Source organism: Janthinobacterium sp. 67, from assembly GCF_002797895.1.
Lineage (GTDB): Bacteria > Pseudomonadota > Gammaproteobacteria > Burkholderiales > Burkholderiaceae_D > Janthinobacterium.
The window spans coordinates 1378616-1404321 of sequence record NZ_PGES01000001.1 but is presented as its reverse complement, the minus strand read 5'-3'; the positions used below and the strand labels follow the sequence as shown (position 1 = coordinate 1404321).

At 66.2% G+C, this 25706-nt stretch carries 23 protein-coding genes; 13 read left to right on the top strand and 10 right to left on the bottom strand.

The features are described 5' to 3' along the window. Positions 1 to 4 precede the first annotated feature (4 nt). Positions 5 to 841 carry an NADPH-dependent F420 reductase gene (locus CLU90_RS06335; RefSeq protein ID WP_332870858.1) on the top strand — a complete coding sequence of 279 codons (837 nt, stop codon included), beginning with the start codon at positions 5 to 7 and terminating at the stop codon, positions 839 to 841. Here CLU90_RS06335 and CLU90_RS06330 read toward each other — a convergent pair. Further along, positions 838 to 1875, bottom strand: a complete 1038-nt coding sequence (locus tag CLU90_RS06330; RefSeq protein WP_198511158.1) for a helix-turn-helix transcriptional regulator — start codon at positions 1873 to 1875, stop codon at positions 838 to 840. The two genes, CLU90_RS06335 and CLU90_RS06330, sit on opposite strands and share 4 nt — an antisense overlap. Before the next feature lie 216 nt (positions 1876 to 2091). Here CLU90_RS06330 and CLU90_RS06325 point away from each other — a divergent pair, with 216 nt between their 5' ends. Next, positions 2092 to 4104, top strand: coding sequence for a glycoside hydrolase family 3 protein (locus CLU90_RS06325; RefSeq protein ID WP_198511157.1), 2013 nt, complete (start codon positions 2092 to 2094; stop codon positions 4102 to 4104). Between the two features lie 138 nt (positions 4105 to 4242). Here the strand turns inward: CLU90_RS06325 and CLU90_RS06320 are convergent, their stop codons facing one another. Together CLU90_RS06320 and CLU90_RS06315 are read right to left on the bottom strand one after the other, a co-directional pair. Then, positions 4243 to 5361, bottom strand: coding sequence for a Gfo/Idh/MocA family protein (locus tag CLU90_RS06320; protein ID WP_100427453.1), 1119 nt, complete (start codon positions 5359 to 5361; stop codon positions 4243 to 4245). Positions 5362 to 5392: 31 nt separating this feature from the next. Then, on the bottom strand, positions 5393 to 6580 hold the full coding sequence (locus CLU90_RS06315) for a phytanoyl-CoA dioxygenase family protein (RefSeq protein WP_100427452.1): 1188 nt from the start codon (positions 6578 to 6580) through the stop codon (positions 5393 to 5395). A gap of 105 nt (positions 6581 to 6685) precedes the next feature. Between CLU90_RS06315 and CLU90_RS06310 the strand changes: the two genes are divergently transcribed. The 9 genes from CLU90_RS06310 (at position 6686) to CLU90_RS06270 (ending at position 16771) form a co-directional block, all read left to right on the top strand. Further along, positions 6686 to 7735, top strand: coding sequence for a LacI family DNA-binding transcriptional regulator (locus CLU90_RS06310; protein ID WP_100429388.1), 1050 nt, complete (start codon positions 6686 to 6688; stop codon positions 7733 to 7735). Between the two features lie 66 nt (positions 7736 to 7801). Next, positions 7802 to 9619, top strand: a complete 1818-nt coding sequence (locus CLU90_RS06305) for a DUF885 domain-containing protein (RefSeq protein ID WP_100427451.1) — start codon at positions 7802 to 7804, stop codon at positions 9617 to 9619. Between the two features lie 101 nt (positions 9620 to 9720). After that, positions 9721 to 10176, top strand: coding sequence for a homoprotocatechuate degradation operon regulator HpaR (hpaR, locus tag CLU90_RS06300; RefSeq protein ID WP_223278727.1), 456 nt, complete (start codon positions 9721 to 9723; stop codon positions 10174 to 10176). 309 nt (positions 10177 to 10485) lie between these two features. Continuing rightward, entirely contained in the window at positions 10486 to 11652 is a 1167-nt protein-coding gene (locus CLU90_RS06295) for a porin (protein WP_232731099.1), read from the top strand. 28 nt (positions 11653 to 11680) lie between these two features. Further along, positions 11681 to 12205, top strand: coding sequence for a sorbitol dehydrogenase family protein (locus tag CLU90_RS06290; RefSeq protein ID WP_232731098.1), 525 nt, complete (start codon positions 11681 to 11683; stop codon positions 12203 to 12205). Between the two features lie 9 nt (positions 12206 to 12214). Then, on the top strand, positions 12215 to 13825 hold the full coding sequence (locus CLU90_RS06285; RefSeq protein WP_100427448.1) for a GMC family oxidoreductase: 1611 nt from the start codon (positions 12215 to 12217) through the stop codon (positions 13823 to 13825). Then, the gene (locus tag CLU90_RS06280; protein WP_100427447.1) at positions 13822 to 15228 is read left to right on the top strand and encodes a cytochrome c; all 1407 of its coding nucleotides are present in this window, start codon (positions 13822 to 13824) and stop codon (positions 15226 to 15228) included. The genes CLU90_RS06285 and CLU90_RS06280 overlap by 4 nt, the downstream gene beginning before the upstream one ends. 114 nt (positions 15229 to 15342) lie before the next feature. After that, a complete protein-coding gene (locus CLU90_RS06275) occupies positions 15343 to 15795 on the top strand; it encodes an RrF2 family transcriptional regulator (protein WP_100427446.1) in 453 nt (150 codons plus the stop codon). Continuing rightward, a complete protein-coding gene (locus CLU90_RS06270) occupies positions 15782 to 16771 on the top strand; it encodes an NAD(P)/FAD-dependent oxidoreductase (protein ID WP_100427445.1) in 990 nt (329 codons plus the stop codon). The genes CLU90_RS06275 and CLU90_RS06270 overlap by 14 nt, the downstream gene beginning before the upstream one ends. Here CLU90_RS06270 and CLU90_RS06265 read toward each other — a convergent pair. Then, the gene (locus CLU90_RS06265) at positions 16699 to 17466 is read right to left on the bottom strand and encodes an SDR family oxidoreductase (RefSeq protein WP_100427444.1); all 768 of its coding nucleotides are present in this window, start codon (positions 17464 to 17466) and stop codon (positions 16699 to 16701) included. The genes CLU90_RS06270 and CLU90_RS06265 overlap by 73 nt on opposite strands. A 123-nt stretch (positions 17467 to 17589) precedes the next feature. On the opposite strand from CLU90_RS06265, the gene CLU90_RS06260 reads away from it, so the two are divergent. After that, positions 17590 to 18513, top strand: coding sequence for a LysR family transcriptional regulator (locus CLU90_RS06260; protein ID WP_092709015.1), 924 nt, complete (start codon positions 17590 to 17592; stop codon positions 18511 to 18513). Positions 18514 to 18528: 15 nt separating this feature from the next. Next, positions 18529 to 19281, top strand: a complete 753-nt coding sequence (locus CLU90_RS06255) for a DUF4303 domain-containing protein (protein ID WP_157808753.1) — start codon at positions 18529 to 18531, stop codon at positions 19279 to 19281. Positions 19282 to 19284: 3 nt separating this feature from the next. On the opposite strand, the gene CLU90_RS06250 is transcribed toward CLU90_RS06255, so the two are convergent. From CLU90_RS06250 to CLU90_RS06225, 6 genes are all read right to left on the bottom strand, one after another. Then, positions 19285 to 20406, bottom strand: coding sequence for a metallophosphoesterase (locus tag CLU90_RS06250; RefSeq protein ID WP_100427442.1), 1122 nt, complete (start codon positions 20404 to 20406; stop codon positions 19285 to 19287). A 71-nt stretch (positions 20407 to 20477) separates the two neighbouring features. Beyond that, the gene (locus tag CLU90_RS06245) at positions 20478 to 21992 is read right to left on the bottom strand and encodes an ATP-binding response regulator (protein ID WP_100429387.1); all 1515 of its coding nucleotides are present in this window, start codon (positions 21990 to 21992) and stop codon (positions 20478 to 20480) included. After that, a complete protein-coding gene (locus CLU90_RS06240; protein ID WP_100427441.1) occupies positions 21979 to 23802 on the bottom strand; it encodes an ATP-binding protein in 1824 nt (607 codons plus the stop codon). Before CLU90_RS06240 ends, CLU90_RS06245 begins: the two co-directional genes overlap by 14 nt. Beyond that, complete coding sequence (locus tag CLU90_RS06235; RefSeq protein ID WP_092709003.1) at positions 23799 to 24896, bottom strand: ATP-binding SpoIIE family protein phosphatase; 1098 nt, start codon at positions 24894 to 24896, stop codon at positions 23799 to 23801. Before CLU90_RS06235 ends, CLU90_RS06240 begins: the two co-directional genes overlap by 4 nt. Next, positions 24881 to 25279: an ATP-binding protein gene (locus tag CLU90_RS06230; RefSeq protein WP_314606372.1), complete on the bottom strand. Its 399-nt coding sequence runs from the start codon at positions 25277 to 25279 to the stop codon at positions 24881 to 24883. Before CLU90_RS06230 ends, CLU90_RS06235 begins: the two co-directional genes overlap by 16 nt. Positions 25280 to 25337: 58 nt before the next feature. After that, on the bottom strand, positions 25338 to 25700 hold the full coding sequence (locus CLU90_RS06225) for an STAS domain-containing protein (RefSeq protein ID WP_092708997.1): 363 nt from the start codon (positions 25698 to 25700) through the stop codon (positions 25338 to 25340). Positions 25701 to 25706 lie beyond the last annotated feature (6 nt).

Sequence of the window (25706 nt, the reverse complement as noted above, 5' to 3'; positions counted from 1 at the left end):
ATATGTGGGTTACTTACTTTTTGGTGGGTACTTCCAATTATTGCATAAGGCTCCTAAAATCACAGCACATTGGACGATCAACGACACGGAGCTCATGAACATGAAGATAGGAATTATTGGAACGGGAAATATCGGCGCAACCCTGGCGCGCAAGCTGCTGTCCGCCGGCCATGAGGTGAAGATAGCCAATTCCGGCGGTGTCAAAGGCGTGCAAAGCGTGGCCGACGACATCGGCGCGGTGCCGGCCGATGTGCATGGCGCCGTCGATGGCGTGGATGTGGTGGTGCTGGCCATTCCGCTGCCAGCCATGGCCAGCCTGCCTGCCGGCCTGTTCGACGCGGTGCCGCCGCAGGTCACCGTGATCGACACCAGTAATTATTATCCTGGCATGCGTGACGCGGCGATTGCGCAGATCGATGCGGGCTTGGCCGAAAGCATCTGGGTGTCAGCCCAGCTGGGGCGCCCGGTGGTCAAGGCCTTCAACAATGTGCTGGCGCATACGCTGGCCGCGCTGGGCCAGCCTGCAGGCACGCCGGGCCGTCTCGCCATAGCCGTCGCCGGAGATGACCCGATGGCCATGCAGACGGCGATGACCTTGGTGGAGCAGGCCGGATTTGACGCGGTCGATGGCGGCACTTTGGCGCAGTCCTGGCGCCAGCAGCCCTGCACCCCCGCCTACTGTTGCGACCTTGAGGCGCCCGCGATGGCCAAGGCGCTTGCCGCGGCGGTTCCCGGCAAGGCGGCCGCGATACGCGACCGGATGCCGGCGCAGTTCGCCAAGCTGGGCGCGCATGCCAGCCATGACGACATCGTCGCCATGAACCGGCAACTGAACGTCTAGGCTCCGGCGGCATCCTGCCGGTAGCGCGCCGGCGGCAGTTCGAACTGGTTCTTGAAGAAGCGGGTAAATGCGCTTTGCGAGGAAAAGCCCAGGCGGTCGCCGATTTCCGCCACGCTCAGGCTCGTTTCGCGCAGCAAACGGCGCGATTCGCGGCTTTTCGCGCGCAGTTCCAGTGCGCGGAATGAGGTCTGTTCCTGCTGCAGCTGGCGCTGCAGGGTCCAGCGGTTCATTGCCAGGCCGTCGCACAGGGCCGGCAGCAGCGAGGCGCCGTCGGCGTCGCCTGCGCCTTGCTGGCCCAGCAGGTCGATGATGGCCTGCTCCACGCGGGCCGAAAACAGCTGCGCACCCTGCAACTGCTGCAATTGCCCCTGCGCGTGGCGCAGCGCGTGCGGCGCCAGCATGGCGTTGAACTGGGCGAAGGGCCGGTCCAGCGCCGGTGCGTCGAACGTCAATGTATTGCGCGCCTGGCCAAAGGTGGCGGCGGCGCCGAAGCACTCGGAAATGGCCGGCGCGAACCATGGCGCCTTGCCCTGGAAGCCGGCACGGAAGGCGGTGGGCGCGCCATCGTCGTAGGCGCGCGCCACCAGCGACAGCATGCGGAAATTGGCCAGCGCCTGCATGGCGCCGCCCGACGGGCAGAACTCGGACAAGTATTCGATCTCGATGCGCGTGCCATTTTCGCTCATCAGCATGAAATCGAATTCGCCGATCAGGCCCCGCAAGTGCAGCAGCTCGTGCAGCGCGCTGCGCAGGGTGGGGCGGTTGAAGCAGACGTGGGCGATGCCCGAGTAATGCGCGAACCAGTGCGTCACGTCGAGGTCGAGCAAACCGCGGTGCTGCGGCAGTTGCTGGGCGTAGGCCGTCATGCGGCGGTGCCGCTCGGCGTTGATGCGGCCGCCCGGCTCGTCCAGCTGCGCCGGCGTGATGCCCGTATGGCGGAAAAAGTCGGCGGGGTCGTGGCCATCGGCCTGCATGGCGCGCGCGCATTGCTGCGCGATCCGGTTCGAAACCGTGCGCGTGTCGGGTTTGTGCAAGGCTGTCTCCTGCTTATTCTGCTTGTTGTAGTAATTTTTCACAAATATTAGCACTTTGTAGGAGATTGTTGGTTGTTGTGTCATCTAACCAAAAATTGTTCTCGCGGGTATAAAACGCGTGCTGCGCGGTCAAGAAACTCACGTATTCTCACGCTATATTGTTTCGGCCGGCCTTGCTGCCGCGCCTTGATACCTACAAAAACAGTCTTGGAGATAATGATGAATTGCACTTTGAAACCGATGGCCCGCCTGGTCGCGGGCTGCGTCGCCACGCTTGCCCTGGCCGCCTGCGGCAACAGCGACTCAGGCAGCGCGGGATATACGCAACCCGTGTTCGGCACCACCACCTACGCCCAGCTCAAGGGCGACGGTTATACCTTCAAGGACATGAACCGCAACGGCAAGATTGACCCGTACGAAGACTGGCGCCTGCCGGCCGAGGACCGCGCGGACGACCTGCTGTCGCGCATGACCCTCGATGAAAAGGCCGGCCTGATGATGCATGGCACGGCACCCACCGTGGCCGACCCCACCGGCATCGGCCAGGGCGGCGCGTACGACCTGACGGCCCTGCAAGACCTGATCGTCAAGCAGTACGTCAACACCTTCATCACGCGCATGGCGGGCGACACGGCCAATATGGCTTCCCAGTACAACAAGGTGCAGGCCCTGAGCGAAACGTCGCGCCACGGCATCCCTGTTTCCATCAGCACGGATCCGCGCCACCATTTCCAGTACACGGTGGGCGCCAGCGCCGGCACGAAGGGTTTCTCCCAGTGGCCTGAAACCCTGGGCCTGGCCGCCATCGGCGACGATGCGTTGGTGCGCCGCTTCGGCGACATCGCGCGCCAGGAATACCTGGCCGTCGGCATCACGCAGGCGCTGTCGCCGCAGGCCGACCTGGCCACCGAGCCGCGCTGGTCGCGCATCAACGGCACCTTTGGCGAAGACGCGGACCTGGCCAAGCGCATGGTGCAGCACTATATCGAGGGCTTCCAGGATGGGAACACGGGCCTGCACGACGGCAGCGTGGTGGCCGTCGTCAAGCACTGGGTCGGCTATGGCGCCACGAAAGAGGGTTTCGACGGCCACAATTACTACGGCCGCTACATGACCTACCCGGGCAACAACTTCGCCTACCACGTGAAACCGTTCGAAGGCGCCTTCACGGCCAAGGCGGCTTCCGTCATGCCGACCTACGCTCTGCCGGACGGCAAGATCACCATCGACGGCATCACCCTGGAACAGGTGGCGGCCGGCTTCAGCAAGACCATGCTGACGGATCTGCTGCGCGGCAAATACGGCTTCGAAGGCGTGATCCTGTCCGACTGGGGCATCACCTCCGACTGCGACGCCAACTGCCGCAACGGCACGGCGCCCGGCGTCGCGCCTTCCTTCATGGGTTTTGGCACGCCGTGGGGCATGGAAGACGCCACCAAGGCAGAGCGTTACGTGAAGGCCGTGACGGCGGGGATGGACCAGTTTGGCGGCGTGACGGAAGCGCCGTACCTGACGCAGGCCGTGCAGCGCGGCCAGCTGACGGAGGAGCGCATCAACGCTTCGGCGCGGCGCATCCTGATCCAGAAATTCAAGCAGGGCCTGTTCGAGCATCCGTTCGTCGATGCGGCCAAGGCGGCCAGCACCGTGGGCAAGGCGGAGTTCATCGAGGCGGGCCTGGATGCGCAGCGCCGCTCGCTGGTCCTGCTGGAAAACAAGGACAAGGTCTTGCCGCTGGCGGCCACCGTCAAGAAAGTCTACCTGTACGGCATCGATGCGGCCGTGGCCAAACAGTACGGCTACACGGTGGTCGCCACGCCGCAGGAAGCGGACGTGGCCCTGCTGCGCGTGGCCGCGCCGTATGAAACCCTGCACCCGAACTACATCTTCGGCAGCATGCAGCACGAGGGCCGCCTCGATTACGTGGATGGCAATGCAGACTACGAGGCGATCAAGAACGCGGCAAAGTTCGCGCCGAAGACGGTGGTCACCGTGTACCTGGACCGCCCGGCCATCCTCGGCAACGTGCAGGACAAGGCCAGCGCCATCCTCGCCAACTTCGGCGTGAGCGACGGCGCGCTGTTCGATGTCCTGACGGGCAAGGCCAAGCCGCAGGGCAAGCTGCCGTTCGAGCTGCCATCGTCGATGGCCGAAGTGCAGGTGCAGAAGTCGGACGTGCCGTATGACACGGCCCATCCGCTGTACAAGTTCGGTTACGGCCTGGCGTACTAAGAACGCCTAACGTACTAACAACGCCTAACAAAACCGTAGCGAGCGGAAGGGAGTTGCGGTCGAGAAGCGCAACTGTACGAAGGTACAGTGAGCATCGCAGGCCGTAAATCACGACGCGCAGCAGGTTTTGATAGGCGTTCAACGCAGGGAAATCCAGCTGCGCTCCTGCACGGAGCGCAGCGCGGCGGCTATCAGCCGGTCCACCTCGTAGCCGTCGCGGAAGGTGGGCCAGACCGGCTGGCCGCCGGCGATGGCCTGCAGAAAGTCGCGCGCTTCGATGACGATCTGCTCGTTGTAGCCGGTGCCGTGCCCGGCGCCCTGGCTGAACGCCAGGTAGTCGGGGTGGGCGGGCCCCATCAGCAGGCGCTGGAAACCCTGGCGCTGCGCGGGGCGGCCGGCGTCGTACAGCCATAATTCGTTCTGGTTTTCCTGGTCGAAGGCGAGCGCGCCTTTCGTCCCCGTGATGCGGTAGGTGTATCCCATCTTGCGCCCGGCCGCCACGCGGCTGAAGGTCAGGGCGCCCAGCGCGCCGCTGGCAAAGCGCAGCATCACATTTCCCTGGTCGTCATTTTCCACCGCTTCCATGCCATTCTGGCCCTGGCGTTGCGCATGTACCGTGTTCATGTCGGCCACGAGAGAGTCGACGGGGCCGCCCAGGCGCAAGGCCAGGTTGAGCAAGTGCGAACCCACGTCGGCCAGCGCGCCGGCACGCGTTGCCGTCGCCTCGCGCGTGCGCCACGAGGCAGGCGCGCGCGGGTCGTGCAGATAGTCTTCCACGTGTTCGGCGGCGACGTGGATGATCTCGCCGATTTCGCCCGATTCGATGATGTGCCGCGCCAGCTGGCTGGCCGGCGTGCGGATGTAGTTATAGCCCACCATGTTGGCCACGCCCGCGCTTTCCGCCGCCTGCGCCAGCTGCAGGGATTCGGCGGCCGTCATGCCCAGCGGCTTTTCGCAGAACACGGGCTTGCCCAGGGCCAGCGCGGCCAGCACGATGTCCTTGTGCGTGGCCGGCGGCGTGGCGACGATGATGGCGTCGATGGCGGGGTCGGCCACCAGCGCGCGCCAGTCGCCCGTGGAGCGGTGCCAGCCCAGTTCCTGAGCGCTGCGGGCGGCGCCTTCCGCGCTGCTGGTGCTGATGCATTCGCACACGGGGTTCAAGGCCGTGGGAAAAATGCTGCGCACGGTCTTGTAGGCGATGGTGTGGGCCTTGCCCATGTAGCCGGCGCCGACCAGGCCGATGTTGATGTCTTGCATAGGGAGTCTCCGAAGTTGTCGCGGTAGGGGATCAGGCTTGCTGGCGCCAGGCATGGCTGCCTAGCGCGTCGAGGAAGCGCGTGGCGGGCCAGTCCTGCGCCAGCGCTTCGTGCATCAGCTGCTGCTGCGTGGGCGGCGCCATGCCGTCTATGGGCTGGTCGCGATCGAGGTTGCTGGGGAAGGCGTAGCCTTCGGCGCAGGCGGCAATCGCGTGAACAATGCCATCGCTGGACAGGGTTCCCACTGCCCGCAAGGCCTGCAGGGCCGGATACAGGGCGGCGCTCATGGCGCGGCGGTCCAGCGCTTCCATGGCGCGTCCGAATGGCGACGACACTTGCAGCAGATTGGCCATGCGGCGGATGTCGGACGACCGGTTATGGCCCGCCGCGTGGAACAGGGCGGGATTGAAGAAGACGGCGTCGCCTTGGGACAGCGGCAGCTGCACGCAATGCCGGGCGAAATAGTCGCGGAAGGGCGGCTGCTGCCAGGCGAGGAAACCGGCCTGGTAGCGCTGCGAATACGGCAGGTACAGCGTGGGACCGGATTCGACCGGCATGTCGCAGTGGGCGACGGCTCCCTGCAAGGTCAATAGCATCGACATCTGGTGCACGGGCGCCGGGTAGGCGGCGCAGCTGGCCGCACTCTGGAAACCCAGGTGATAGTCGCGGTGCGGCGCCTGGGCCGCACCGCCCGGGTTGACGACGTTCACTTGCGCCGTCATCTGGTAGGCGGGCCCGAGCCAGGCCTCGGCGATCCATGCGAAGACGGGATTGGCGTAGTAGCGCGCGAACGCCTCGGGCGCGCGCAGACACAGTTTTTGCTGGGCGTTCCAGATGCGGTCGTTCGTCCCCGGTTTGGCGAAATGGTCGCCGCCCGCCTGGCCGCTCGCATGCTGTTCGGCGATCAGCGCGCGGAAGACGTCGCTGACCTGTTCCAAGGTCGCCATGTCGTCGACGGCGCGCTGGAGCACGATCAGGCCGGGACCATCCATCAAAGCCTTGCCCCATTCGGCCTGCAGCGCGCGCAGCGATGCGGTACTGGCGGCCAGCGCACGCACCTGGTCGCAGTCGTAGACGAGGATATTGTTCTCCACCGCAGCGGCGTGGGGATAGTCGGCCAGTGTCGTGCCTTGGCTGACGGTGGCGATGAAATCATCGAGCTGGCAATCTTGCGGCGACAGCCAGAAGGGGGCGGGCGGCGCGGCGTTTGTGGTGGTCATGCGGTGTCTCCTGATGTTTTAAGTTGTAGAATCAGTATAGGGATGAAGGTCCGCATTTTTCATCAGGAAAACCATCAAAAAACCATCAATTGCCATGGACATCGCATGACGCATCCGTTTCCCGTCAAGGTCGTGGCGCTGCAGGCTGGCGTCAGCGTGGCCACCGTCGACCGCGTGATCAAGCAGCGCGGGGGCGTGCATGCGAATACCGTGCGCCGCGTGACGCAGGCGCTCGACGAGCTGGCGCGGCAAAGCACGCAGGTGGGCCTGGCCGGCAGGAAGTTCATGCTCGACGTATTGATGGTGGCGCCTCGCCGCTTTACGGACGCCGTGCGCCTGGCACTGGAATCGGAACTGCCGTCCCTGCATCCGGCCGTGCTGCGTTCGCGCTTTCACCTGCATGAAACCCTGGAAGTGGCGGGCATCGTCGACCAGCTGGAACGCATCCGCAAGAACGGCAGCCACGGCGTGCTGCTGAAAGCACCGGACTTGCCGCCGGTGGCCGAGGCGGTACACCGGCTGGCGGCGGCCGGCATTCCCGTCGTGACCCTGGTGACGGACTTGCCATCTTCCGCGCGCCGCAGCTACGTGGGCATGGATAACCGCGCGGCGGGCGAGACGGCGGCCTGCCTGATCGGCCAGTGGCTGGGAGCTGGCAAGCGACCCAGAAAACAGCAAGTGCTGGTGACCCTGAGCAGCAACCGTTTTCATGGCGAGGAAGAGCGCGAGATCGGCTTTCGCCGCGCGCTGCGCGAACGGCACCGCCATTTATCCATCGTCGAAGTGAGCGAAGGCCACGGCATCGACGGCGCCACGGGCGCGCAGGTGCGTGAAGCGCTGGCTACGCATCCAGGGATCGCCGCCGTGTATTCGATCGGCGGCGGCAATGCCGCCATCGTGCAGGCGTTCGCGCAGGCGGGCCGGCCTTGCCAGGTCTTCATCGGCCACGACCTGGACGCGGACAACGTGGCGCTGCTCAAGTCGGGCGCCATCCAGGCCGTGCTGCACCATGACCTGGGCCAGGACATGCGCCGCGCGTGCCAGGAAATCCTGCGGGCGCAGGGCGCGCTGCCGGCCCTGGCGCAGACACCGCCCTTGTCCGCCATCCAGATCGTCACGCCATGGAACCTGCCCGCGCTGAACGGTGTGAATTGACAGTTACCCGAGGCTGGCCGATACTCGCCGCTTCGCTCATCGCTCACCTCAGGAAGGAATCCCCCGATGTCCGTTATTCCGCAATTGCGCAAGACCGTGCTGGTAGCCGCGCTTGCAAGCGCGCTGGCCATGCCCGCCCTGGCCGCCGTCCCCATCGTTTCCGCAGCTGCCGCCGCTTCATCGGCCTGGGTTGACACCAGCAACCGCAACGCAGCCATCGTGCTGGCGGCGCAGGCGCGGTTCTCGCCCGAAGACGCCTCCGATACGGGCTTGGTCCAGTACGACGGCCTGGCCGCCGACCTGGGACCGAATATCGTCGAGCGCCAGGTGGCGGCGCTGCAGCAGGCGCGCGCGCAATTGCAGCAAAAGCTGGAACTGGAACGCGACGAGCGCCTACGCCAGGACCTGGAAATCCTGATCGGCGCCGTCGACCAGCAAATCATGGGCACGCAGCTGGAGGCCAAATACACGCTGCCGTGGGTCGACGTGCCGCAGATGGTGTTCGGTTCGATGCAAAGTCTGCTGCAGGAACAGCGCCCGGCCGCGCGCCGCGCCAAGGCGCTCGAACGCCTGCAACGCTATGTGGGCCAGTTCCCGGGCAGCACGCCGATCACGGCGCAGGCCAAGGCGCGTTTCACGGAAAAGATCGGCCAGCCTGGCCTGGCGGGCCCCGTGCGCCTGCAGGTGGAGCAGTCGCTGGAAAACGTGCCCACGTATATCGCCGGCATCCGCAAGCTGTTCGCCGACATGAAGATCACGGGCGCGGAAAGCGCGCTGGCGGCCATGGAGCAGCAGCTGAACGAGTATGCGGCATGGGAAAAGCAAGTGGTGCTGCCCCTGTCGCGCACGGATTTCCGCATGGCGCCCGAGCTGTATGCATTCCGCCTGAAACAGGTGGGCATCGACATCGCGCCGCGCGCCTTGGTCGAGCGGGCGCAGGTGGCCTACCTGGAAACGCGCGCCGCCATGCAGGCGCTGGCGCCCGTGGTGGCGGCCAAGCTGGCGTTGAAGGGCGTCGACGGCACGGACTACCGCCAGGTGCTGCGCGCGCTGAAAAGCGATTCGATTCCCAATGAGCAGCTCGAAGCGCACTACAAGAGCGTCAATACGCAGCTGGAACAGCGCATCGCCCGGCAGCGCGTGGTCGATATTCCTGCGCGCGCCATGACCATGCGCCTGGCGTCCGCCGCCGAATCGGCGGCCCAGCCGGCGCCGCATATGCGTCCGCCTCCGCTGATCGGCAATACGGGAGAACACGGCCAGTTCGTCCTCCCCGTCAGCAATCCGGCCGCCAGTGGCAAGGGCGAGGCGTATGATGATTTCAATTTCGCGGGCGCCGCCTGGACCCTGAGCGCGCACGAAGGGCGCCCCGGCCACGAGCTGCAGTTCAGCGCGATGGTGGAGCGGGGCGTGTCGCAGGCGCGCAGCCTGTACGCGTTCAACAGCGTCAACGTGGAAGGCTGGGCGCTGTACGCGGAAGCGGAGATGATTCCGTACGAGCCGGCCGAAGGGCAGTTCATCGCGCTGCAATTTCGCATGCTGCGCGCGGCGCGCGCCATGCTCGACCCGATGCTGAACCTGGGGCAGGTCACGCGCGAGGAGGCGGGCCGCATCCTGACGGATGAAGTGATGCTGTCGAAACCGATGGCGCGCCAGGAGCTGGACCGCTATACCTTCAACATGCCGGGCCAGGCCGGCAGCTATTTCTATGGCTATACGCGCATCCTGCAACTGCGCGCGGAAACGGAGCTGGCGCTGGGCGATAAGTTCGACCGCCTGGCCTTCAACAACTTCCTGCTGGGGCAGGGCTTGCTGCCGCCGGAGCTGCTGGCCAAGGCCGTGCGCGAACACTTCATTCCCGAGCAGAGAAAAGCGAAGGGCTGACGCCACGGCACGGGAACGGCAAGGAAGGGGAATTTTGCCGCGCCTCTTCTCTTGCCAGTCGTATAATGACGCTCATTGTGCCGGCCACCCAGGAGTTCCACTTGCAGCTACCGATCCGTTATCCGAACATGCCGCAACTGCTGCTGAAGGCCCGCGACAGCCTGCTCCAGCATTTCCGCCCCATCCTCAATCACTTCGGCGTGACGGAGCAGCAGTGGCGCATCATGCGCGCGCTGAATGAAAGCCCGACCCTGGAACCGCGCGAGCTGTGCGAGATCTGCCAGATTTCCAGTCCCAGCATGAGCGGCATCCTCGCGCGCATGGAAGAAATCGGCCTGATCGGGCGCAGCAAGTTCGAAGGCGACCAGCGCCGCCGCAAGGTGCACCTGTCGGAAGCGGGCGCCAGTTTGCTGATGCAGATGGGTAAACTCATCGACCTGCAATATGCCCACCTGGAAGCGGCTTACGGCAAGCAGGTGTTCGAAGACATGCGCCGCGCCCTGGAAGCGTTCATTGCCCTTGAAACCTTGCCGGTGGCGCCCGCCATCCTGCGCTGAGCGGCAACCCCTCCCATCTCCCCGTTCCGAACGCCATCGGGCGCGTGTTTTCACCATGCGCCGCCGCTGCTTTTCCCATATCTGTTCCTGTGATTTCCCCGTGCTGAGGGGCGTGCGCCATCACGTGCGCCGGTTTTGCTATAAGACTACGCCCGACAGTCAATCACTTACATGTGAGTAAATAAGCGTATAATTTGTTCCACTTGATCCAAATCAAGAAGAACAGCGGACGCCCGTATCCATGGATGGGGCGGCAACGCGGCGCCACGCCCGTATTTCGCCAGATAAAACAGCAAAGTCAGGAAAAAAATGAACACACCATGCATGCGCGCTGCGGCGCTGGCCGTCTCCACGCTCATTGGCGCAAACGTTTGCGCTCAAAGCAATGTCACCATTTACGGCGTGGTCGACGCGGCCACCGCCTACGCGAGCAACCAGGGCGGCAAGTCGAATACCTATATGCGCAGCGGCAGCTTGTCCGCCAGCAAGATCGGCTTCCAGGGAGTGGAAGACCTGGGCGGCGACCTGAAGGCGCTGTTCCTGCTGGAAAACGGCTTTGAAAGCGATACGGGCGCGCAAAGCTCGGCCAGCTCGCTGTTCAACCGCCAGGCTTACGTGGGCTTGCAGTCGGCAGCCTACGGCACCGTGACGGCCGGGCGCCAGTACACGCCGTACTACCTGCTGGTCGGTTCGCTGGCGTCGAGCAATGTCTTGACGGGCGCCACCGGCGCCCACCCGGGCGACATCGACGGCCTCGACACGACCGTGCGCATCAGCAATTCCGCCACCTACAGCATGCCCGCCTGGCGCGGCTTGCAGGCCAGCGCGCAATACGGCTTTGGCGAAGCGGCCGACGGCAATGCCGTGGGCAGCAGCTTCAGCGCCGCCGTCAAGTACAGCACGTCGCCAGCCGAATTCGCGCTCGGCTACCTGAAACTGAAAAATGGACAGAATGGCGCCGGCTGGAGCGACAACGCCTCGGGCAGCTTCGGCATCTCGGCCCTCAACCGGGGCTACGCTTCGGCCGAAAGCATCGCATTCATCGCCGCCAGCGCGCGCTACACCATGGGCAAGTGGATGGTGGGCGCCAATGCCAGCAACGTGCAATACGAGGCGGGCAGCCGCTCGGCCTTCCGCGACACGGCCATCTTCAACACGGCCGGCCTGATTTCAAGCTACCAGCTGACGCCGCAGTGGTTCCTGTCCGCCGGCTACAGCGACACCTTCGCCAGCCACGCCAACGGCATCGCCGACCGCGCGCGCTACCGCCAGTTGTCGTTCGAGCAGAATTACGCGCTGTCGAAGCGCACGGCGATCTACCTGATCGAAGCGCGCCAGCTGGCGCGCGGCCAGACCCTGGGGCAGGACGGCGCCATCGTCAATGCCGTCGCCTCGGTCGGCGATTCGCAAAACGGCACGCCGTCGTCGAACGGCGGCCAGACGGTGGTGATGGTCGGTCTGAAGCATTCTTTCTGAACGGTTGCTGAACGCACGGGAGCTTCAATTGGACGCTACACACAATAAGGAGGGGCGCGGCCCCCTGAATCCCGGCCGCCGCATGGTGCTGGCCGGCTTGCTGTCGGCGTCGGCCGCGGCGCTGATTCCCTGGGCGCTGGCCGAACCGGTCGCCAGTGCGGAGCAGGGCGCCTTCCTCGGCGTGTCGGCCATGCTGGTGGGACGGCAAGTGCTCGACCCGGTGCTGGCCAGGCGCCTGTATGACGCGCTGGTGGCGCAGGACGCCGCTTTCCCCGCGAAGGTGCGCGCGCTGCTGGCGCTGATCAATGCGCAGGGCTTGCAGGCGGCCGGCTTGCAGGAAGCGCTCGACGGGCTGGACCCGGCCCAGTCGCCGCTGGCGGCCTTGCCGCGCCAGATCGCCAGCGCCTGGTACCTGGGCATCGTCGGCACGGGCGAGGCGGCCGTCTGCGTCGCCTACGAGCAGGCCTTGAACGCGGCCGTCGTCGCCGACGTGCTCAAGCCTCCCACGTATTCCTACGGCGCCTACGGCAGCTGGGCCAGAAAACCAATTTAAGGAGCCATCATGGCTGAAGAACTCTCCGCCGATTACCTCGTGATCGGCTCCGGCATCATCGGCTCCCTGGCCGCGCGCAAGCTGGCGCTGGCGGGCGGCTCGGTGCTGATCCTGGAAGCGGGACCGCGCGTGTCGCGCGGCGAAATCGTCGCCCGTTTCCGCAACACGACGCGCCGCAGCGACTGGATGTCGCCGTATCCATCGGTGGCCACGGCGCCGCACCCGATCTACCAGCCCAGGGATAACGGTTACCTGGTGCAGGCCGGCCCGTATCCATACCCGGCCGAATACATCCGCCAGTTCGGCGGCACCTCGTGGCACTGGGCCGCGCAAGCGTGGCGCAACGTGCCGAACGATTTCCGCATCCATACCCTGTATGGCGTGGGCGTCGACTGGCCGATCAGCTATGCGGACCTGGAGCCGTTCTACCAGGAGGCGGAAGAGATCATGGGCGTCTCCGGTGCCGACAATACGGGTTCGCCGCGCAAGCAAGCCTTCCCGATGGACCCCGTGACGGAGCCGTACGCCATGCGCCGCATCCGCGAGCGCCTTGACCCCTCGTTCAAGGTCGTTGGCAACACGGTGGCGCGCAACAGCGTCAGCTACGATGGCCGCCCGGCCTGCTGCGGCAACAACAGCTGCCAGCCGATCTGTCCCATCGACGCGCAATACCACGGCGGCATCGCCGCAGTGCAGGCGGAAGCGGCGGGCGTCAAGATCGTCTGCAATGCCAACGTCTACAAGCTGGAACACGATGCGCAGGGCCGCATCACGGCTGCCCTGTACTACGACGTCGACAAAAAGAGCCACCGGGTCACGGCCAAGACGTTTATTCTGGCCGCCAACGGCATCGAAAGCCCGCGCTTGCTGCTCGTTTCCGCCTCGGACAAATACCCGAACGGCCTGGCCAACAGCAGCGACATGGTGGGCCGCAATCTGATGGACCACCCGAGTACCTCGATCACCTTCGACGCCGATGAAGACCTGTGGCTGGGCCGGGGCCCGCAAAGCCCCAATTCCATCAACACCATGCGCGACGGCGACTTCCGCAGCCGGCATTCGCCGTACCGCCTGGATTTCACGAACATCTCGAGAGTCGATGGCGCCACCAGGGAGCTGATAGGCAAGGGCGTCTTCGGCGAAGCGTTCGAACAGCAGCTGCGTTTCCGCTCGGCCCGTGAAATGAGCTTGAAAAACGTGCTGGAAGTGCTGCCGAATCCGGAAAACCGCATCGCCCTCAGCAGCGAAAAAGACGCCATGGGCATCCCCAAGCCGCAGGCGCACTACGCGATCGATGAGTACACGAAGCGGGGACACGAGCGCTCGAAGCAGGATTTCGAACGCATCGCCAAACTGATGGGCGGCACCAACCTGCGCCACAGCAAGGAAGGCGTGTTTGCCAACAACCAGCACATCTGCGGCACCCTGTCGATGGGTTCCGATCCCGCCAAGGCCGTATGCGACCAGTGGGGCCGTACCTTCGACCATGCCAACCTGTTCCTGTGCAGCACGGGCGTGCTGCCCACGTCCGGCACGTGCAATTCGACGGAAAACGGCCTGGCCGTGGCGCTGCGCACCGTCAAGCACATCCTCGACGAACAACAGGGAGGAACGGCATGATGGCGATCTTCAGACTGGCGGCCGGCGCCGCCTTGCTGTCCCTGGCCTTGCCCGTGCTGGCGGCGCAAGCGCCGGGTGCGGACGTGCAGGCGGTTGAACGCGGCCGCTACCTGGCCACGGCCGGCGACTGCATCGCCTGCCACAGCGTGCCTGGCGGCAAGCCGATGGCGGGCGGCCTGGCCCTGGCCACGCCGCTGGGCGCCATCGTCGCCACCAACATCACGCCGTCGACAACGCATGGCATCGGCAACTACACGCTGGCGCAGTTTTCCGCCGCCGTGCGCCATGGCGTGCGGGCCGATGGCGCCAATCTGTACCCGGCCATGCCCTACACGGCCTACGCCAAGGTGACGGACGACGACACGGCCGCCCTGTACGCCTACTTCATGCATGGCGTGGCGGCGGTGGATACGGCGCCGGCGCACAAGACGGACTTGCCGTTCCCGTTCAACATCCGCCTGTCGATGGCGGGCTGGAACCTGCTTTTCCTCGACAAGAAGCCGTTCGTGGCCGATACGTCGAAGAGCATGGAGTGGAACCGTGGCGCCTACCTGGCGCAAGGCCTGGCCCACTGCACCACGTGCCACACGCCGCGCAATGCGCTGATGGCGGAGCAGCTGTCGAAGGAGCTGGGCGGCGCCGACCTGGGCACGTGGTACGCGCCGAACATCACGTCGGACGTCAACAGCGGCGTGGGTGGCTGGAGCCAGCAAGACCTGGCCGGCTACCTGCGCACGGGCCGCGCCGCGCACCGGGGGCAGGCGGCCGGACCAATGGCCGAAGCCATCGACCATAGCCTGAAGCACCTGAGCGACGCGGACTTGAACGCCATCGCGCACTACATCAAGAGCGTGCCCGCCATCCGCGACAAGGCGGACGTGAAACCGGTGACGCAATGGGGCCAGGCTGGCGACGAGTTGAGCAGCATCCGCGGCGTGCCGCTGCCGCAAAACCTGAACACGATGTCGGGTGCGCAGCTGTACGATGCGCAGTGCGCCAGCTGCCACCAGACGAAGGGCGAGGGCAGTTTCGACGGCAGCTTGCCGCCGCTGTTCCACAACTCGGCGACGGGCCGCGGCAACAGCAACAACCTGGTGATGGCGATCCTCGATGGCGTGGAACGGCAGGACGGCAAGGGTAGCCATGCCGGCCACCTGATGCCCGCCTTCCGCCAGACCCTGTCGGACGAGCAGATCGTCACCCTCGGCAATTACGTGCAGCGGATGTACGGCAATCCCGCCATCAAGGTGACGGCCGAGCAGGTGACGACCTTGCGCAATGGCGGCGCGCCGTCGAACCTGATCGGCCTTGCCCGCGCGGGCATCATCGTTGGCGTGCTGGTGCTGCTGGCCTTGCTGCTGTGGTGGCGGGGACGGCGGCGCAGGGAAGCATCCGCAGCGTAAAAATACACCCTGAAGCAAAGGCCGGGGTCAGACCCGACAGGGTCTGACCCTTTTTTTACGCGGAATTTTGCAACTGGTTTGCATCTGCCGGAATTATGTACTATCATTAGTTACATGAGACGCGACAGCAAACTATCATCGATCCTCCATGTGCTGCTGCACATGGCCCATGCGGGACGCCCGATGACGTCCGAGGAACTCTCCGCTTACCTGGACACCAACCCTGTGCTGGTGCGGCGCGTGATGGCCGGCTTGCGCGAGCGCGGCTACGTGGCGTCGGACAAGGGCCATGGCGGCGGCTGGCGCATCGTCTGCGACCTGCACCAGGTGACCTTGCAAGATATCTACGTGGCCGTGGGGTCGCCCACCATCTTCGCCATGGGCAACCGCGTCGATCAGCCGGGCTGCCTGGTCGAGCAGGTGGTCAACCAGTCGCTGGCCGGCGCCTTCGACGAAGCCGAGGCGCTGCTGATCCGGCGCCTTGGCGCCGTCACCCTGGCCGACCTGGCCGACCGTTTCAGCCAACAATACGCCACACACAAAGGAGCACCGCATGCACATTCCTGAATCGCCTGGCATTCCGTTCGATGCCATCATCATCGGCGGCAGCTACGCGGGCCTGTCCGCCGCCACGCAACTGGCGCGCGCCCGCCGCCGCGTGCTGGTGATCGACGGCGGCCAGCGCCGTAACCGCTACGCCAGCCATTCCCACGGTTTCCTGACCCAGGACGGCAGCGGCACGGCCGCCATCGCGGCCGAGGGCAAGGCGCAGCTGATGGCGTATGCCACCGTCACTTGGCGGGACGGCATGGCCGTGCAGGCGGCGGCCAGCGGCGATGGCGATGGTTTTGATGTGACCCTGGCGGACGGTCATGTCGTGCACGGCCGCCGCCTCGTGCTGGCCACCGGCGTGATCGATGAACTGCCGCCCGTCGACGGCCTGGCCGAGCGCTGGGGCGGCAGCGTCTTTCACTGCCCGTACTGCCACGGCTATGAACTGGAGCAGGGTGCCATCGGCGTGCTGGCCACCGGCCCCCTGTCCATGCACCATGCCTTGATGCTGCCCGACTGGGGCACGGTCACTTTTTTCCTGAATGGCGCGTTCGAGCCTGATGCGGCGCAGCTGGCGCAACTGGAGGCGCGCGGCGTAACTTTGGTACGCGCGCCCGTGGCGCGGATCGACGCGGTGGCCGATGTGGTCATGGCGGACGGCAGCCGCCACGCGATGGCCGGCCTGTTCGTGGCGACCCGCACGCGCCTGGCCAGTTCCCTGGCCGGCGAATTGGGCTGCGCGCTGGAAGAGGGACCCATGGGGCCGTTCGTGCGCACCGACGAGCAAAAGGCCAGCAGCGTGCCTGGCGTCTTTTGCTGCGGCGACGCGGGCCGCACGGCGGGCAGCGTGGCGTTCGCGGTGGCCGATGGCGCCATGGCCGGCGTGGCGGCGCACCGTTCGCTGATGTTCGGACTCGATCAGGCGGCAAAACCGCCGTCGATCTTCAGCCCGGCGCCCGTGACGAACGCCGCTTCCGCGCTGGCCAGGTAAGCGACCATGCCGGCGATTTCATCGGCCGTGCCGTGGCGGGGCAGGGCCATCAAGCCGTGCATCAGGTCGGCGAAGTCGCCCGTCGGCGGGTTCATGTCCGTGGCGACGGGGCCCGGTTCCACGTTGTTGATGGTGATGCCGCGCGGGCCCAGGTCGCGCGACAGGCCTTGCGTCAGGCCGCTCAGCGCCGATTTGCTCATGGCGTAGGCGGCCGCGCCGCCGAACGGCATGCGGTGCGCATTCGTGCTGCCGATGTTGATGATGCGCCCGCCCGTCGGCATGTGCGCCACGGCCGCCTTGATGGCGACGAACACGGCGCGCACGTTGACGTTCAAGGTCTTGTCGAAGTCTTCCAGCGAAAAATCGTCGATGGCGCCGGGCAGGAACACGCCCGCATTGTTGACGAGGATGTCGACACGGCCAAACTGCGCCGCCACCTTGGCGATGGCCGCCGTCAGGGCGGTGGCGTCGGCCGCATCAGCCTGCACGCCCAGGGCCTTGCCGCCGGCCGCTTCCACCTTGGCGGACAGCGCCTGCGCTTCGGCGGCGGAACTTTGATAGGTGAAGACGACGTTGGCGCCCTGGCTGGCAAGGCGGCGCACGATGGCGGCGCCGATGCCGCGCGAGCCGCCCGTCACGAACGCGATCTTGTCTTGCAGTGGCAAAGAGGTGCTGGTGGAGGCTTGGGTTTGCATGATGAGCTTTCTAGGTAAGAAGTTGAGGAATTCAGTATCTGCCTTTCATTCCTGCCGCGCTAGCCATGAATCGCTACAATCACTTTCAACCATTGCTATCAAATGAGCGGGTAGAATAGGCATATGGAAGCCCTCAATCACTTGCAATCGTTTGTGCTGTCTGCCGAGCTGGGCAGCTTTTCGGCGGCCGCGCGCCGCCTGGGACTGACGCCGGCCGCCGTCAGCAAGAACGTGGCGCGCCTGGAAGCGAGTCTGGGGCTGCGGCTGTTCCAGCGCAGCACGCGCCGCCTGACCCTGACGGAAGGGGGCGAGCGTTTCCTGCAGCAGATCGGCGGCGCCCTGTCCACCTTGCGCGAGGCGATCGCCGGAGTGGCGGAAGAGGGCGGCCAGCCGGCCGGCATACTGAAAATCAGCATGGCGCCATCGTTCGGACGCAGCTACGTGGTGCCCCTGTTGGGCGACTTCATCGCCCGCTACCCCGGCGTCATCCCCGACTGCCATTTCGACAACCGGCAAGTGGACCTGGTCGGCGAAGGGTTTGACGTCGCCATCGGCGGCGGCATCGAACTGACGCCGGGCGTGGTGGCGCGCGAGCTGGGCCACGCCCACATCGTCGCCACGGCGTCGCCCGCCTTCATGCGGGGCAAGGCCATGCCCGTGCACCCGTCTGACCTAGCGCACTTCGACGGCGTGGCGCGCCGCTCGGCCGGCAGCGGCAGATTGCGCAGCTGGATACTGCGTGACGGATCGGGCGGCGAAGGCGTGGCCGAATGCCGGCCGCGCGCCATCTTCGACGATCCGGAAGCGATGGCGCAGGCGGCCATCCTCGGTGTCGGCGTGGCCCTGCTGCCCATGCCGCACGCGCTGGCCCATTTGCGCAGCGGCGCCCTGATCCGTTTGCTGCCCGGCTGGCATGCCGACTCCGGCCCCTTGTCCGTGTACTATCCGAGCAAGAAACTGCTGCCCGCGAAGACGCGCGTGTTCGTCGATTTCCTGCTGGAGCAGTTCCGCCAGCGCGATTTCGCCGCGCAGATACGGCCCGATTAAACAATGAAAGATCGTATGCCTGACAACTACAGCCTGTTTTATACCTACGACGCCGATCAGCCGGCCCGCTTCCAGGAGGCGCGCGTCTTTGGCACGACCGTGTGGACGGCCAGCGGCGCGGCCATGACCTGGGGTGCGGAGACGCGCACGCAGTATGCGAGCGTAGCCGAAGCGCAGGCCGCCTATCTGTCCCATTGCGATGCGGCTGTCGCCGGTGGCCATACCCTGGCGCGCGCCATGCTCGTCGACCCTGCCGTCTTTGATTTCGCGCTGCTGCAAACACTGGTGGCGGACGCCGCGCGCCTGGCGTTTGGCGCCGTGCGTCGTGCCCATCCGGAGCGGCACATCAACGCTTACGCGCTGGTCAGCGACGACAGCGCCATGACCATCGGCCCGGCGGCCAACAGCCGCGAAGCGCTGGCAGCGTCGGAATACGGCGAAGAGATGTTGTGGAATCCGGCCGAATGGGCGTTTGAGGATGGGGTCGCGTATTTCGACGGCGCCTACCGCTTGCTGCTGCAGGCGCACCGCGACTTGCCGTTCGACGTCGATTTCGGCGCCTTCCGTAGCGGCGTGTTCGACGCCTGCATCGCGGCGCTGGCGCAGCTCGATGCCGAAGGCTGTTTTGGTGCGGGTGCGCAGCGCGACGATTTCGTGCTGTTGTTCGAGGTCAGCGACAGCGAAGCGGTGGAAGGCGCGATGGAGCTATTGAATCCGCCTGCCGTGGCGGCGCGTTTCGCGGCGTGGATGGCCACATGGGAGGAGTGAAGCTTACGCCGCCACCAGCCTGAGCCTTGTAATCTCCGCCGGCGCGCCGATGCGCTTCGGCGGCCCCCAGTAACCGGTGCCGCGGCTCACATAAATCCACAAGCGGCCTTGCCGGTGCAGGCCCGCCACATACGGCTGCTGCAGCGGCACGAACAGATTCCAGGGCCAGAATTGGCCGCCGTGCGTGTGGCCCGACAATTGCAGGTCGTAGCCGGCCGCTTCGGCCTCGGGCGCGCTGCGCGGCTGGTGTGCCAGCAGGATGCGGGGGATATCGGCGGGGGCGCCGGCGATGGCCGCTTGCGGGTCGCTCTTTTGGGCCGGGTCGAAGCTGCCCGCATTGAAATCGGTGACGCCGGCCAGGGCCATGCGCGCGCCGTCGTGCTCGAGCACCGTGTGTTCGTTCATCAGCACGCGCAAGCCCAGGCGGCGGAACTCCGCCACCCAGGGCGCGGCGCCCGAATAGTATTCGTGATTGCCCGTGACGAGGAAGACGCCGTGGCGTGCACGCAGCTCGCCCAGCGGTGACGTGTGGCTGGCCAGCTGCGCCACCGTGCCGTCGACCACGTCGCCCGTGATGGCGATGATGTCCGCCCGCAGGCCGTTGGCGCGCCCGACGATGGCTTCCACGTAGGCGCGCTTGATGGTGGCGCCCACGTGGATGTCGCTCAATTGAACGATGGTCAATCCCTGCAAGGCGGCCGGCAGGCCGGCAATCGGCACCGTCACTTCGCGCACGCGCGCCACACGGCGGGCGTTGATGAAACCGACGGCGGTGGCCAGCAGGGCCAGAACGAGGACGGCCACGGCGGACGCCTGCGCGTGCGGTCGGGCGGCGGGAATCAGCAGGGTCAGTTCGCGCAGCACGGTGAGCACGAACAGCGAGGAAAAAAAGCCCATGCACAGCGAGCCGGCCCAGCTCAAACGGTCGGCCAGGCGCGCATCGTTGGTGACGGCGCGGGCGAAGATGGTCATCGGCATGAGCATGGTCGAGGCCAGCAAGACGGCGCCGCCCAGCAGCCAGCCGGCCAGGCCGACGGGCAGGGAAGGCAACAGCAGCCAGCCCAGCAGGGCGTGCAGGGCACCCAGTATCATGGTGATGCGCAGCAGCGGCGTGCGGGTTTTCATGTCATGGTTCCAGAGGTGGGGCGGCCGCCGATTATAGCGGACGCCCCGGCAACACGCAGCCGCCACCGCGCTCACGGCGCGATATGCAATCCCAGCATGGCCAGCTTGCCGAAATCGACGGGTTTGGCGAAGTGCTCATTAAAACCCGACGCCAGGGCCGCCTGGCGGTCGTGTTCCTGGCCATAGCCGGTCAGCGCGACGAGCAGGAATTGCTGCGGTATCGGCAGCTGGCGCAGTTTGACGGCCACGTCGTAGCCGCTCATGTCGGGCAGGCCGATGTCGAGAAAAACGATGTCGGGCTTGAATTCCAGGGTGCGCTCGGTCGCTTGCGTCCCCGTGTAGGCCGTGCGCACCGTGTGGCCGTACATTTCCAGCAGTTCGGCCAGGGTGTCGGCCGCATCGCAGTTGTCGTCGACGACGAGAATGCGCTGCTTGCCGCCGGTGGCCGCCTGCGGTGCTGGCACGGCCGGCAGCGGCACGTTGGCGTCGAGCGGCAGGATGACTTCGAAGGTGCTGCCCAGCCCAACGCCGGGACTGCGCACGCTGACCTGGCCGCCGTGCAAGGTCACCAGGTTGCGCACCAGCGACAGACCGATGCCCAGCCCGTCCTGCACCCGGTCGGGCGAGTGGCCGCTCTGTTCGAACAGGCCGAAGATGCTGTCGATGCTGGCGGCGGCGATGCCGATGCCGTTGTCGCTGAGGCGGATGCGCACGTTGTCGCCGTCGCGCGCGGCGGCAATGGCGATGCGCCCGCCCGGCGCCGTGAACTTGGCCGCGTTGAGCAGCAGGTTGGCGACGATCTGCGACAGGCGCACGGCGTCGCCGCAGACCCATAGTTCTTCCTTGGGCAGGTTCACGTCCAGCGCATGGCCGCGCGCCTCGACGCTGTGCGAGCTCGTTTCCAGCGCGCTGCGAATCACGCTGGCCAGGCTGACGCTTTCCCATTGCAGCGAGATTTTTCCCTGCGAGATGCGCGACACGTCGAGCAGGTCGTCCACCAGGCGCACCAGGTGGTCCGTGTGGCGGCCGATGGTGCGGCGCGCGTTGTCCTGCACGGCCGGCACGACGGGGTCGAGCTTGCACAGCAGGGCCAGCGCCGTGCGGATGGGGCCCAGCGGGTTGCGCAATTCGTGCGCCAGGGTGGCCAGGAATTCATCCTTGCGGCGGTCCACGTCGCGCAGCGCGCGCTCGACCCGGCCCAGGCGCAGTAGCGCCTTGACGTTGGCGACCAGTTCATCGGCCTCGATGGGCTCGACCAGATAATTGTCGGCGCCGCCGTCCAGGGCACGGATCTTGTCGGCCGAGCCGATGCAGGAGGCCGACGTTTGCAGCACCAGGATGGTGTTCGTTTCGGCGCCGCCCTTCAATTGGCGGCACACTTCGAGGCCGTTGATGTCGGGCAGCTTGACGTCGAGGAGGATCAGGTTCGGGCGGTCCTGGCGTGCGCGCAGCAGCGCGTCACCGCCGTTCGACGCTTCGATGACCTTGAAGCCGGCGCGTTTGAGGATGCGCGACTTGGCGTAGCGTGCGCCGTCGCTGTCATCGACGTTCAGGATCAGAGCATCGCTGTTGTTATCCGGTAGCATGCGCATTGTCCCAGGTGGTTGTGCCTTGCGGCGGAGCCGGCTCTTGCCGGTGGTGTTGGTTGCCGATCAGCGCGCGCAGGGTGGCCAGCAATTGCTGGCGCGACAGCGGCTTGACGTAATAGGCGTCGGCGCCCAGAGCCAGGCCCTTGCGCACGTCGTCGATTTCGGTGGCGACGATGACGGGCACCTGGCGCCGCAGCGGATCGTTTTTCAGCTCGGCCAGCCAGTGCCAGGCTGTTTCGCCGTGCAGCAGGATGTCGAGGATGATGGCGGCGGGACGCTGCTGTTCCCAGCGCTCCTGCGCTTCGCGCACGCTGCGCGCGGGAACGACGCGAAATTCGCTGCCGGCCAGGAATTTTTCATACAGCAGCCGCACGGGCGGATTGTCTTCCACCACCAGCACGCCGATGCGCTGGTCGTTGCCATTGTCGTTGGCCGGCGCGCTCGGCGGCAGGCTGCCTTCGGGCGCATGGTAGCTGGTGGGCAGGACGACGGAAAACAGCGAGCCTTCACCCGGCGTGCTTTCCACGCTCACCGTGCCATTGAGCAGGGTGGCCAGGTTGCGGCACAGGGGCAGGCCCAGACCCGTGCCCTTGACCTTGCGCTGCATGTGGTTTTCCACCTGGCTGAATTCCTCGAAGATCAGCTGCACGTCTTCGGCGTCGATGCCCAGGCCCGTGTCGGAGACGGAAAAGCGGATGGCGTCCTGCTCCGGCAAGGGCGTGGCGCTGACGATGATGGCGCCCGCTTCCGTAAACTTCAGGGCGTTGGCGATGAAGTTGCGCAGGATTTGCGACAGCTTGCCTTCATCCGTGTGGATGTGCAGCGCCGGGTCGGGGGCGATGAAGGTCAGGGTCAGCGACTCGGACACCAGCAGCGGGCGCAGCATGCCGCGCAGGGCGCTGAACAGGTCGGCCACCTGGAAGCTGTTGGCGTGCACGTCGACCTTGCCCGCCTCGATCTTGGCCAGGTCCAGCAAGTCGTTGACCAGGTCGCTCAGGCTGACGGCGCTTTGCAGGATGAACAGCACCTGCTTTTCCTGTTCCTCGGACAGCTCGCCGTCGATGCGCTCGAGCAGCAGCTTGGACAGGGCGCGGATGGAACTGAGCGGCGTGCGGAATTCATGGCTCATGTTCGACAGGAAGCGCGATTTCATCTGGTCGGCGCGGCGCAGGTGGTCGGCCTTTTCATCGAGTTCCGCGAACAGCGCCACCACGCCCCGGTTGGTGTCTTCCAGTTCGCGCGTCAATTGCAGCAAATCGTCCTGGCGCGTCTTCAGTTCGGCCAGGGTGGTGAGCAGCTCGCGGTTCTGCTGCTGCACTTCGGACAGCGTGATATCGGAGGGCAGCGCCTGCAGGCTGCCGGACAGCGCGCCTATCATGCCCCCGTCGAGCAGGGGGGCGTCGCGCGGGAACAGCTTGTGCAGGGTGATCTGCGTGCCTTCGCCCGGCGTGCTGCGGATGTGGCAGCGGTCCATCAGGCGCTGCGCACCCAGGATGCCCTGGCCCATGCCCGTCGGCGAGCGGTAGGTGCCGGACAATATGCGGTCGAGCTGTGCGATGCCGGGGCCCTGGTCCTCGATGCGGATGCTGAGCACCTGCGGCGCCGTCTGGCCGTCGATGGCGAAATGCACCTTGCCGCTGCCGGCGTAGTTGTAGACGTTGCGCGCCAGTTCCGACACGGCCGTGGCGATGCGCACCTGGTCCTGCACGCCGAAACCGCACAGGGCGGCGATCTGCCGCGCATGCTGGCGCGCTCCGACCACGTCGAGTTCACTGCCGATATGGGCCGTCAATATGCGTTGCGTCATGGCGTGTCGTTCCTTTCCGCACCGGCTGGCCGGTGCTCCTCGTGTTCGCGCAGCACCACCACCGTGACGTCGTCGCGCCCGCGCGCAAAATCGCGGTACAGCACGGCGGCGACGAGGCTGGGGTGGCAATGCGCCAGGCCCGGATACTGTTCCAGGTCCCAGCGCGTGTGCAGGCCGTCGCTGTGCATGATCAAGGTCGTGCCCAGCTGCCACGGATAGCAGAATTCCTGCACCTTGCGCAGATTGCTGCCGACGATGCCGTTATGCGACAGCAGATGCCGGCGCTGCTGCGCGTCGAAGGCGCAGGCGGCGATGTTGCCCACGCCCGCATAGCGCAGTTCGCGGCGCGCGCTGTCGATGTGGGCCACGGCCAGGGCCGCGCCGCGCGTCGTGCGCAGGGCGCCGTGGGCCAGTTCGATGAAGGGGGCGGGCAGGGGCGGCAGGCCGGGCGTGTCCTGTTCCAGCAGGGCGCTGGCGCGTTCGGACGCGCGCGCCGCCAGCGGGCCGTGGCCCAGGCCGTCGGCCACCATCAAGCTCAGTTCATGGCCTTCGCAAACGACGTTCCAGGCATCACCGCACACCTGTTCCGACGCCAGCGGCAGGCATACGGCGCCGACCTGCCAGTTCGGATGGGCGGGAATGGCGCTGCTGGCGTGCTGCCCCCAGACCACGACCATCAGCACGGTGCCCTTGCCGGGCGCCGTGTACAGGTCGAATTCCTGGCCCAGGCGGCGTATCGCGCCCAGGCCCACGCCGTAGGTGCCCGTGGTGGAATGGCCGTCGGCCATGTGCTGGCGCACGTTGCCCATGCCGGGGCCATTGTCGATGGCCAGCACTTCGATGCCGCTGGTGCCGCCGCGCAGCACCTTGCGCAGCAGGATCTCGCCGCGCTGCGCGTGCTTGACGATGTTGGTCGCCGCCTCGCTGATGATGATGGCCAGCTGGCCCGCGCGCACGTCGTCGAAGCCGATGCGGCGCGCCAGCTCGTTGCCGGCGCGCCGGGCGGCGGCGATTTCGCTCGGCTCGCTGATGGGAAAACTGCGTTGCCTGGCGATGTCAGGGGCTTGCTCGATGTGGTTCAAAACAGCTTCCATTTCGCGATGGTGACGGTGGTGCCCGCGCCGGGCGCCGTGTCGATGTGAAATGCGTCGGCCAGGCGCTTGGCGCCGCCCAGCCCCAGTCCCAGTCCGCCGCCGCTGGTATAGCCATCGGTCAGCGCCAGGGGAATATCGTCGATGCCCGGTCCCGCATCGACGAAGCGCAGCTCCAGCCCCTGGCGCGTGCCGTCGCAGACACGCGCGATGCGCGCTTCGCCCCCGCCGCCGTAGCGCAGGGTGTTGCGCGCCAGCTCGCTGGCCGCCGTGATGATCTTGGTCTGTTCGATCAGGCCAAATCCCATGGCGACCATGCTGTCGCGTACCTGCTTGCGCAAGCGCACGACGTCCTCGTCGCTGTGCAGGGGCAGAATCTGCGGCATCTGCTGCATCCCAGCCTGCGCACGTTCCTGTGCCTGCGCGCCTAGCATGGCGCCCCCGTCATGCGCATGCGCCGCCCCGTTCCAGCAGCTTGATGCCCAGCTCCACGTTGAGCGCCGTGCTCACGCCCTCGAGCGCCAGGCCCAATTCCACCAGGGTGATGGCGACGGCCGGCTGCATGCCGACGACCACCGTGTGTGCGTCGAGGATTTTCGCCATCGCCGCCGTGTTGCTGATCATGCGGCCGATGAAGGAGTCGACGATGTCGAGCGCTGAAATGTCGATCAGCACGCCCGTGGCGCGGTCCGTCACGATGCGGGTGGTCAGGTCGTCCTGCAAGGTCATCGCCAGGCGGTCGTGCATGTCCACCTGTATCGTCACCAGCAGCAGCCGGCCCATGCGTAAAATGGGGATTCTCTCCATAGGCGC

Excerpts from the sequence above, each read along its gene's own strand:
- CLU90_RS06325 (WP_198511157.1), top strand. The coding sequence starts at position 2,092 with ATGATGAATTGCACTTTGAAACCGATGGCCCGCCTGGTCGCGGGCTGC.
- CLU90_RS06320 (WP_100427453.1), bottom strand. The coding sequence starts at position 5,361 with ATGCAAGACATCAACATCGGCCTGGTCGGCGCCGGCTACATGGGCAAG.
- CLU90_RS06315 (WP_100427452.1), bottom strand. The coding sequence starts at position 6,580 with ATGACCACCACAAACGCCGCGCCGCCCGCCCCCTTCTGGCTGTCGCCG.
- CLU90_RS06310 (WP_100429388.1), top strand. The coding sequence starts at position 6,686 with ATGACGCATCCGTTTCCCGTCAAGGTCGTGGCGCTGCAGGCTGGCGTC.
- CLU90_RS06305 (WP_100427451.1), top strand. The coding sequence starts at position 7,802 with ATGTCCGTTATTCCGCAATTGCGCAAGACCGTGCTGGTAGCCGCGCTT.
- CLU90_RS06295 (WP_232731099.1), top strand. The coding sequence starts at position 10,486 with ATGAACACACCATGCATGCGCGCTGCGGCGCTGGCCGTCTCCACGCTC.
- CLU90_RS06285 (WP_100427448.1), top strand. The coding sequence starts at position 12,215 with ATGGCTGAAGAACTCTCCGCCGATTACCTCGTGATCGGCTCCGGCATC.
- CLU90_RS06280 (WP_100427447.1), top strand. The coding sequence starts at position 13,822 with ATGATGGCGATCTTCAGACTGGCGGCCGGCGCCGCCTTGCTGTCCCTG.
- CLU90_RS06275 (WP_100427446.1), top strand. The coding sequence starts at position 15,343 with ATGAGACGCGACAGCAAACTATCATCGATCCTCCATGTGCTGCTGCAC.
- CLU90_RS06270 (WP_100427445.1), top strand. The coding sequence starts at position 15,782 with ATGCACATTCCTGAATCGCCTGGCATTCCGTTCGATGCCATCATCATC.
- CLU90_RS06265 (WP_100427444.1), bottom strand. The coding sequence starts at position 17,466 with ATGCAAACCCAAGCCTCCACCAGCACCTCTTTGCCACTGCAAGACAAG.
- CLU90_RS06260 (WP_092709015.1), top strand. The coding sequence starts at position 17,590 with ATGGAAGCCCTCAATCACTTGCAATCGTTTGTGCTGTCTGCCGAGCTG.
- CLU90_RS06255 (WP_157808753.1), top strand. The coding sequence starts at position 18,529 with ATGCCTGACAACTACAGCCTGTTTTATACCTACGACGCCGATCAGCCG.
- CLU90_RS06250 (WP_100427442.1), bottom strand. The coding sequence starts at position 20,406 with ATGAAAACCCGCACGCCGCTGCTGCGCATCACCATGATACTGGGTGCC.
- CLU90_RS06245 (WP_100429387.1), bottom strand. The coding sequence starts at position 21,992 with ATGCTACCGGATAACAACAGCGATGCTCTGATCCTGAACGTCGATGAC.
- CLU90_RS06240 (WP_100427441.1), bottom strand. The coding sequence starts at position 23,802 with ATGACGCAACGCATATTGACGGCCCATATCGGCAGTGAACTCGACGTG.
- CLU90_RS06235 (WP_092709003.1), bottom strand. The coding sequence starts at position 24,896 with ATGGAAGCTGTTTTGAACCACATCGAGCAAGCCCCTGACATCGCCAGG.
- CLU90_RS06230 (WP_314606372.1), bottom strand. The coding sequence starts at position 25,279 with ATGCCGCAGATTCTGCCCCTGCACAGCGACGAGGACGTCGTGCGCTTG.
- CLU90_RS06225 (WP_092708997.1), bottom strand. The coding sequence starts at position 25,700 with ATGGAGAGAATCCCCATTTTACGCATGGGCCGGCTGCTGCTGGTGACG.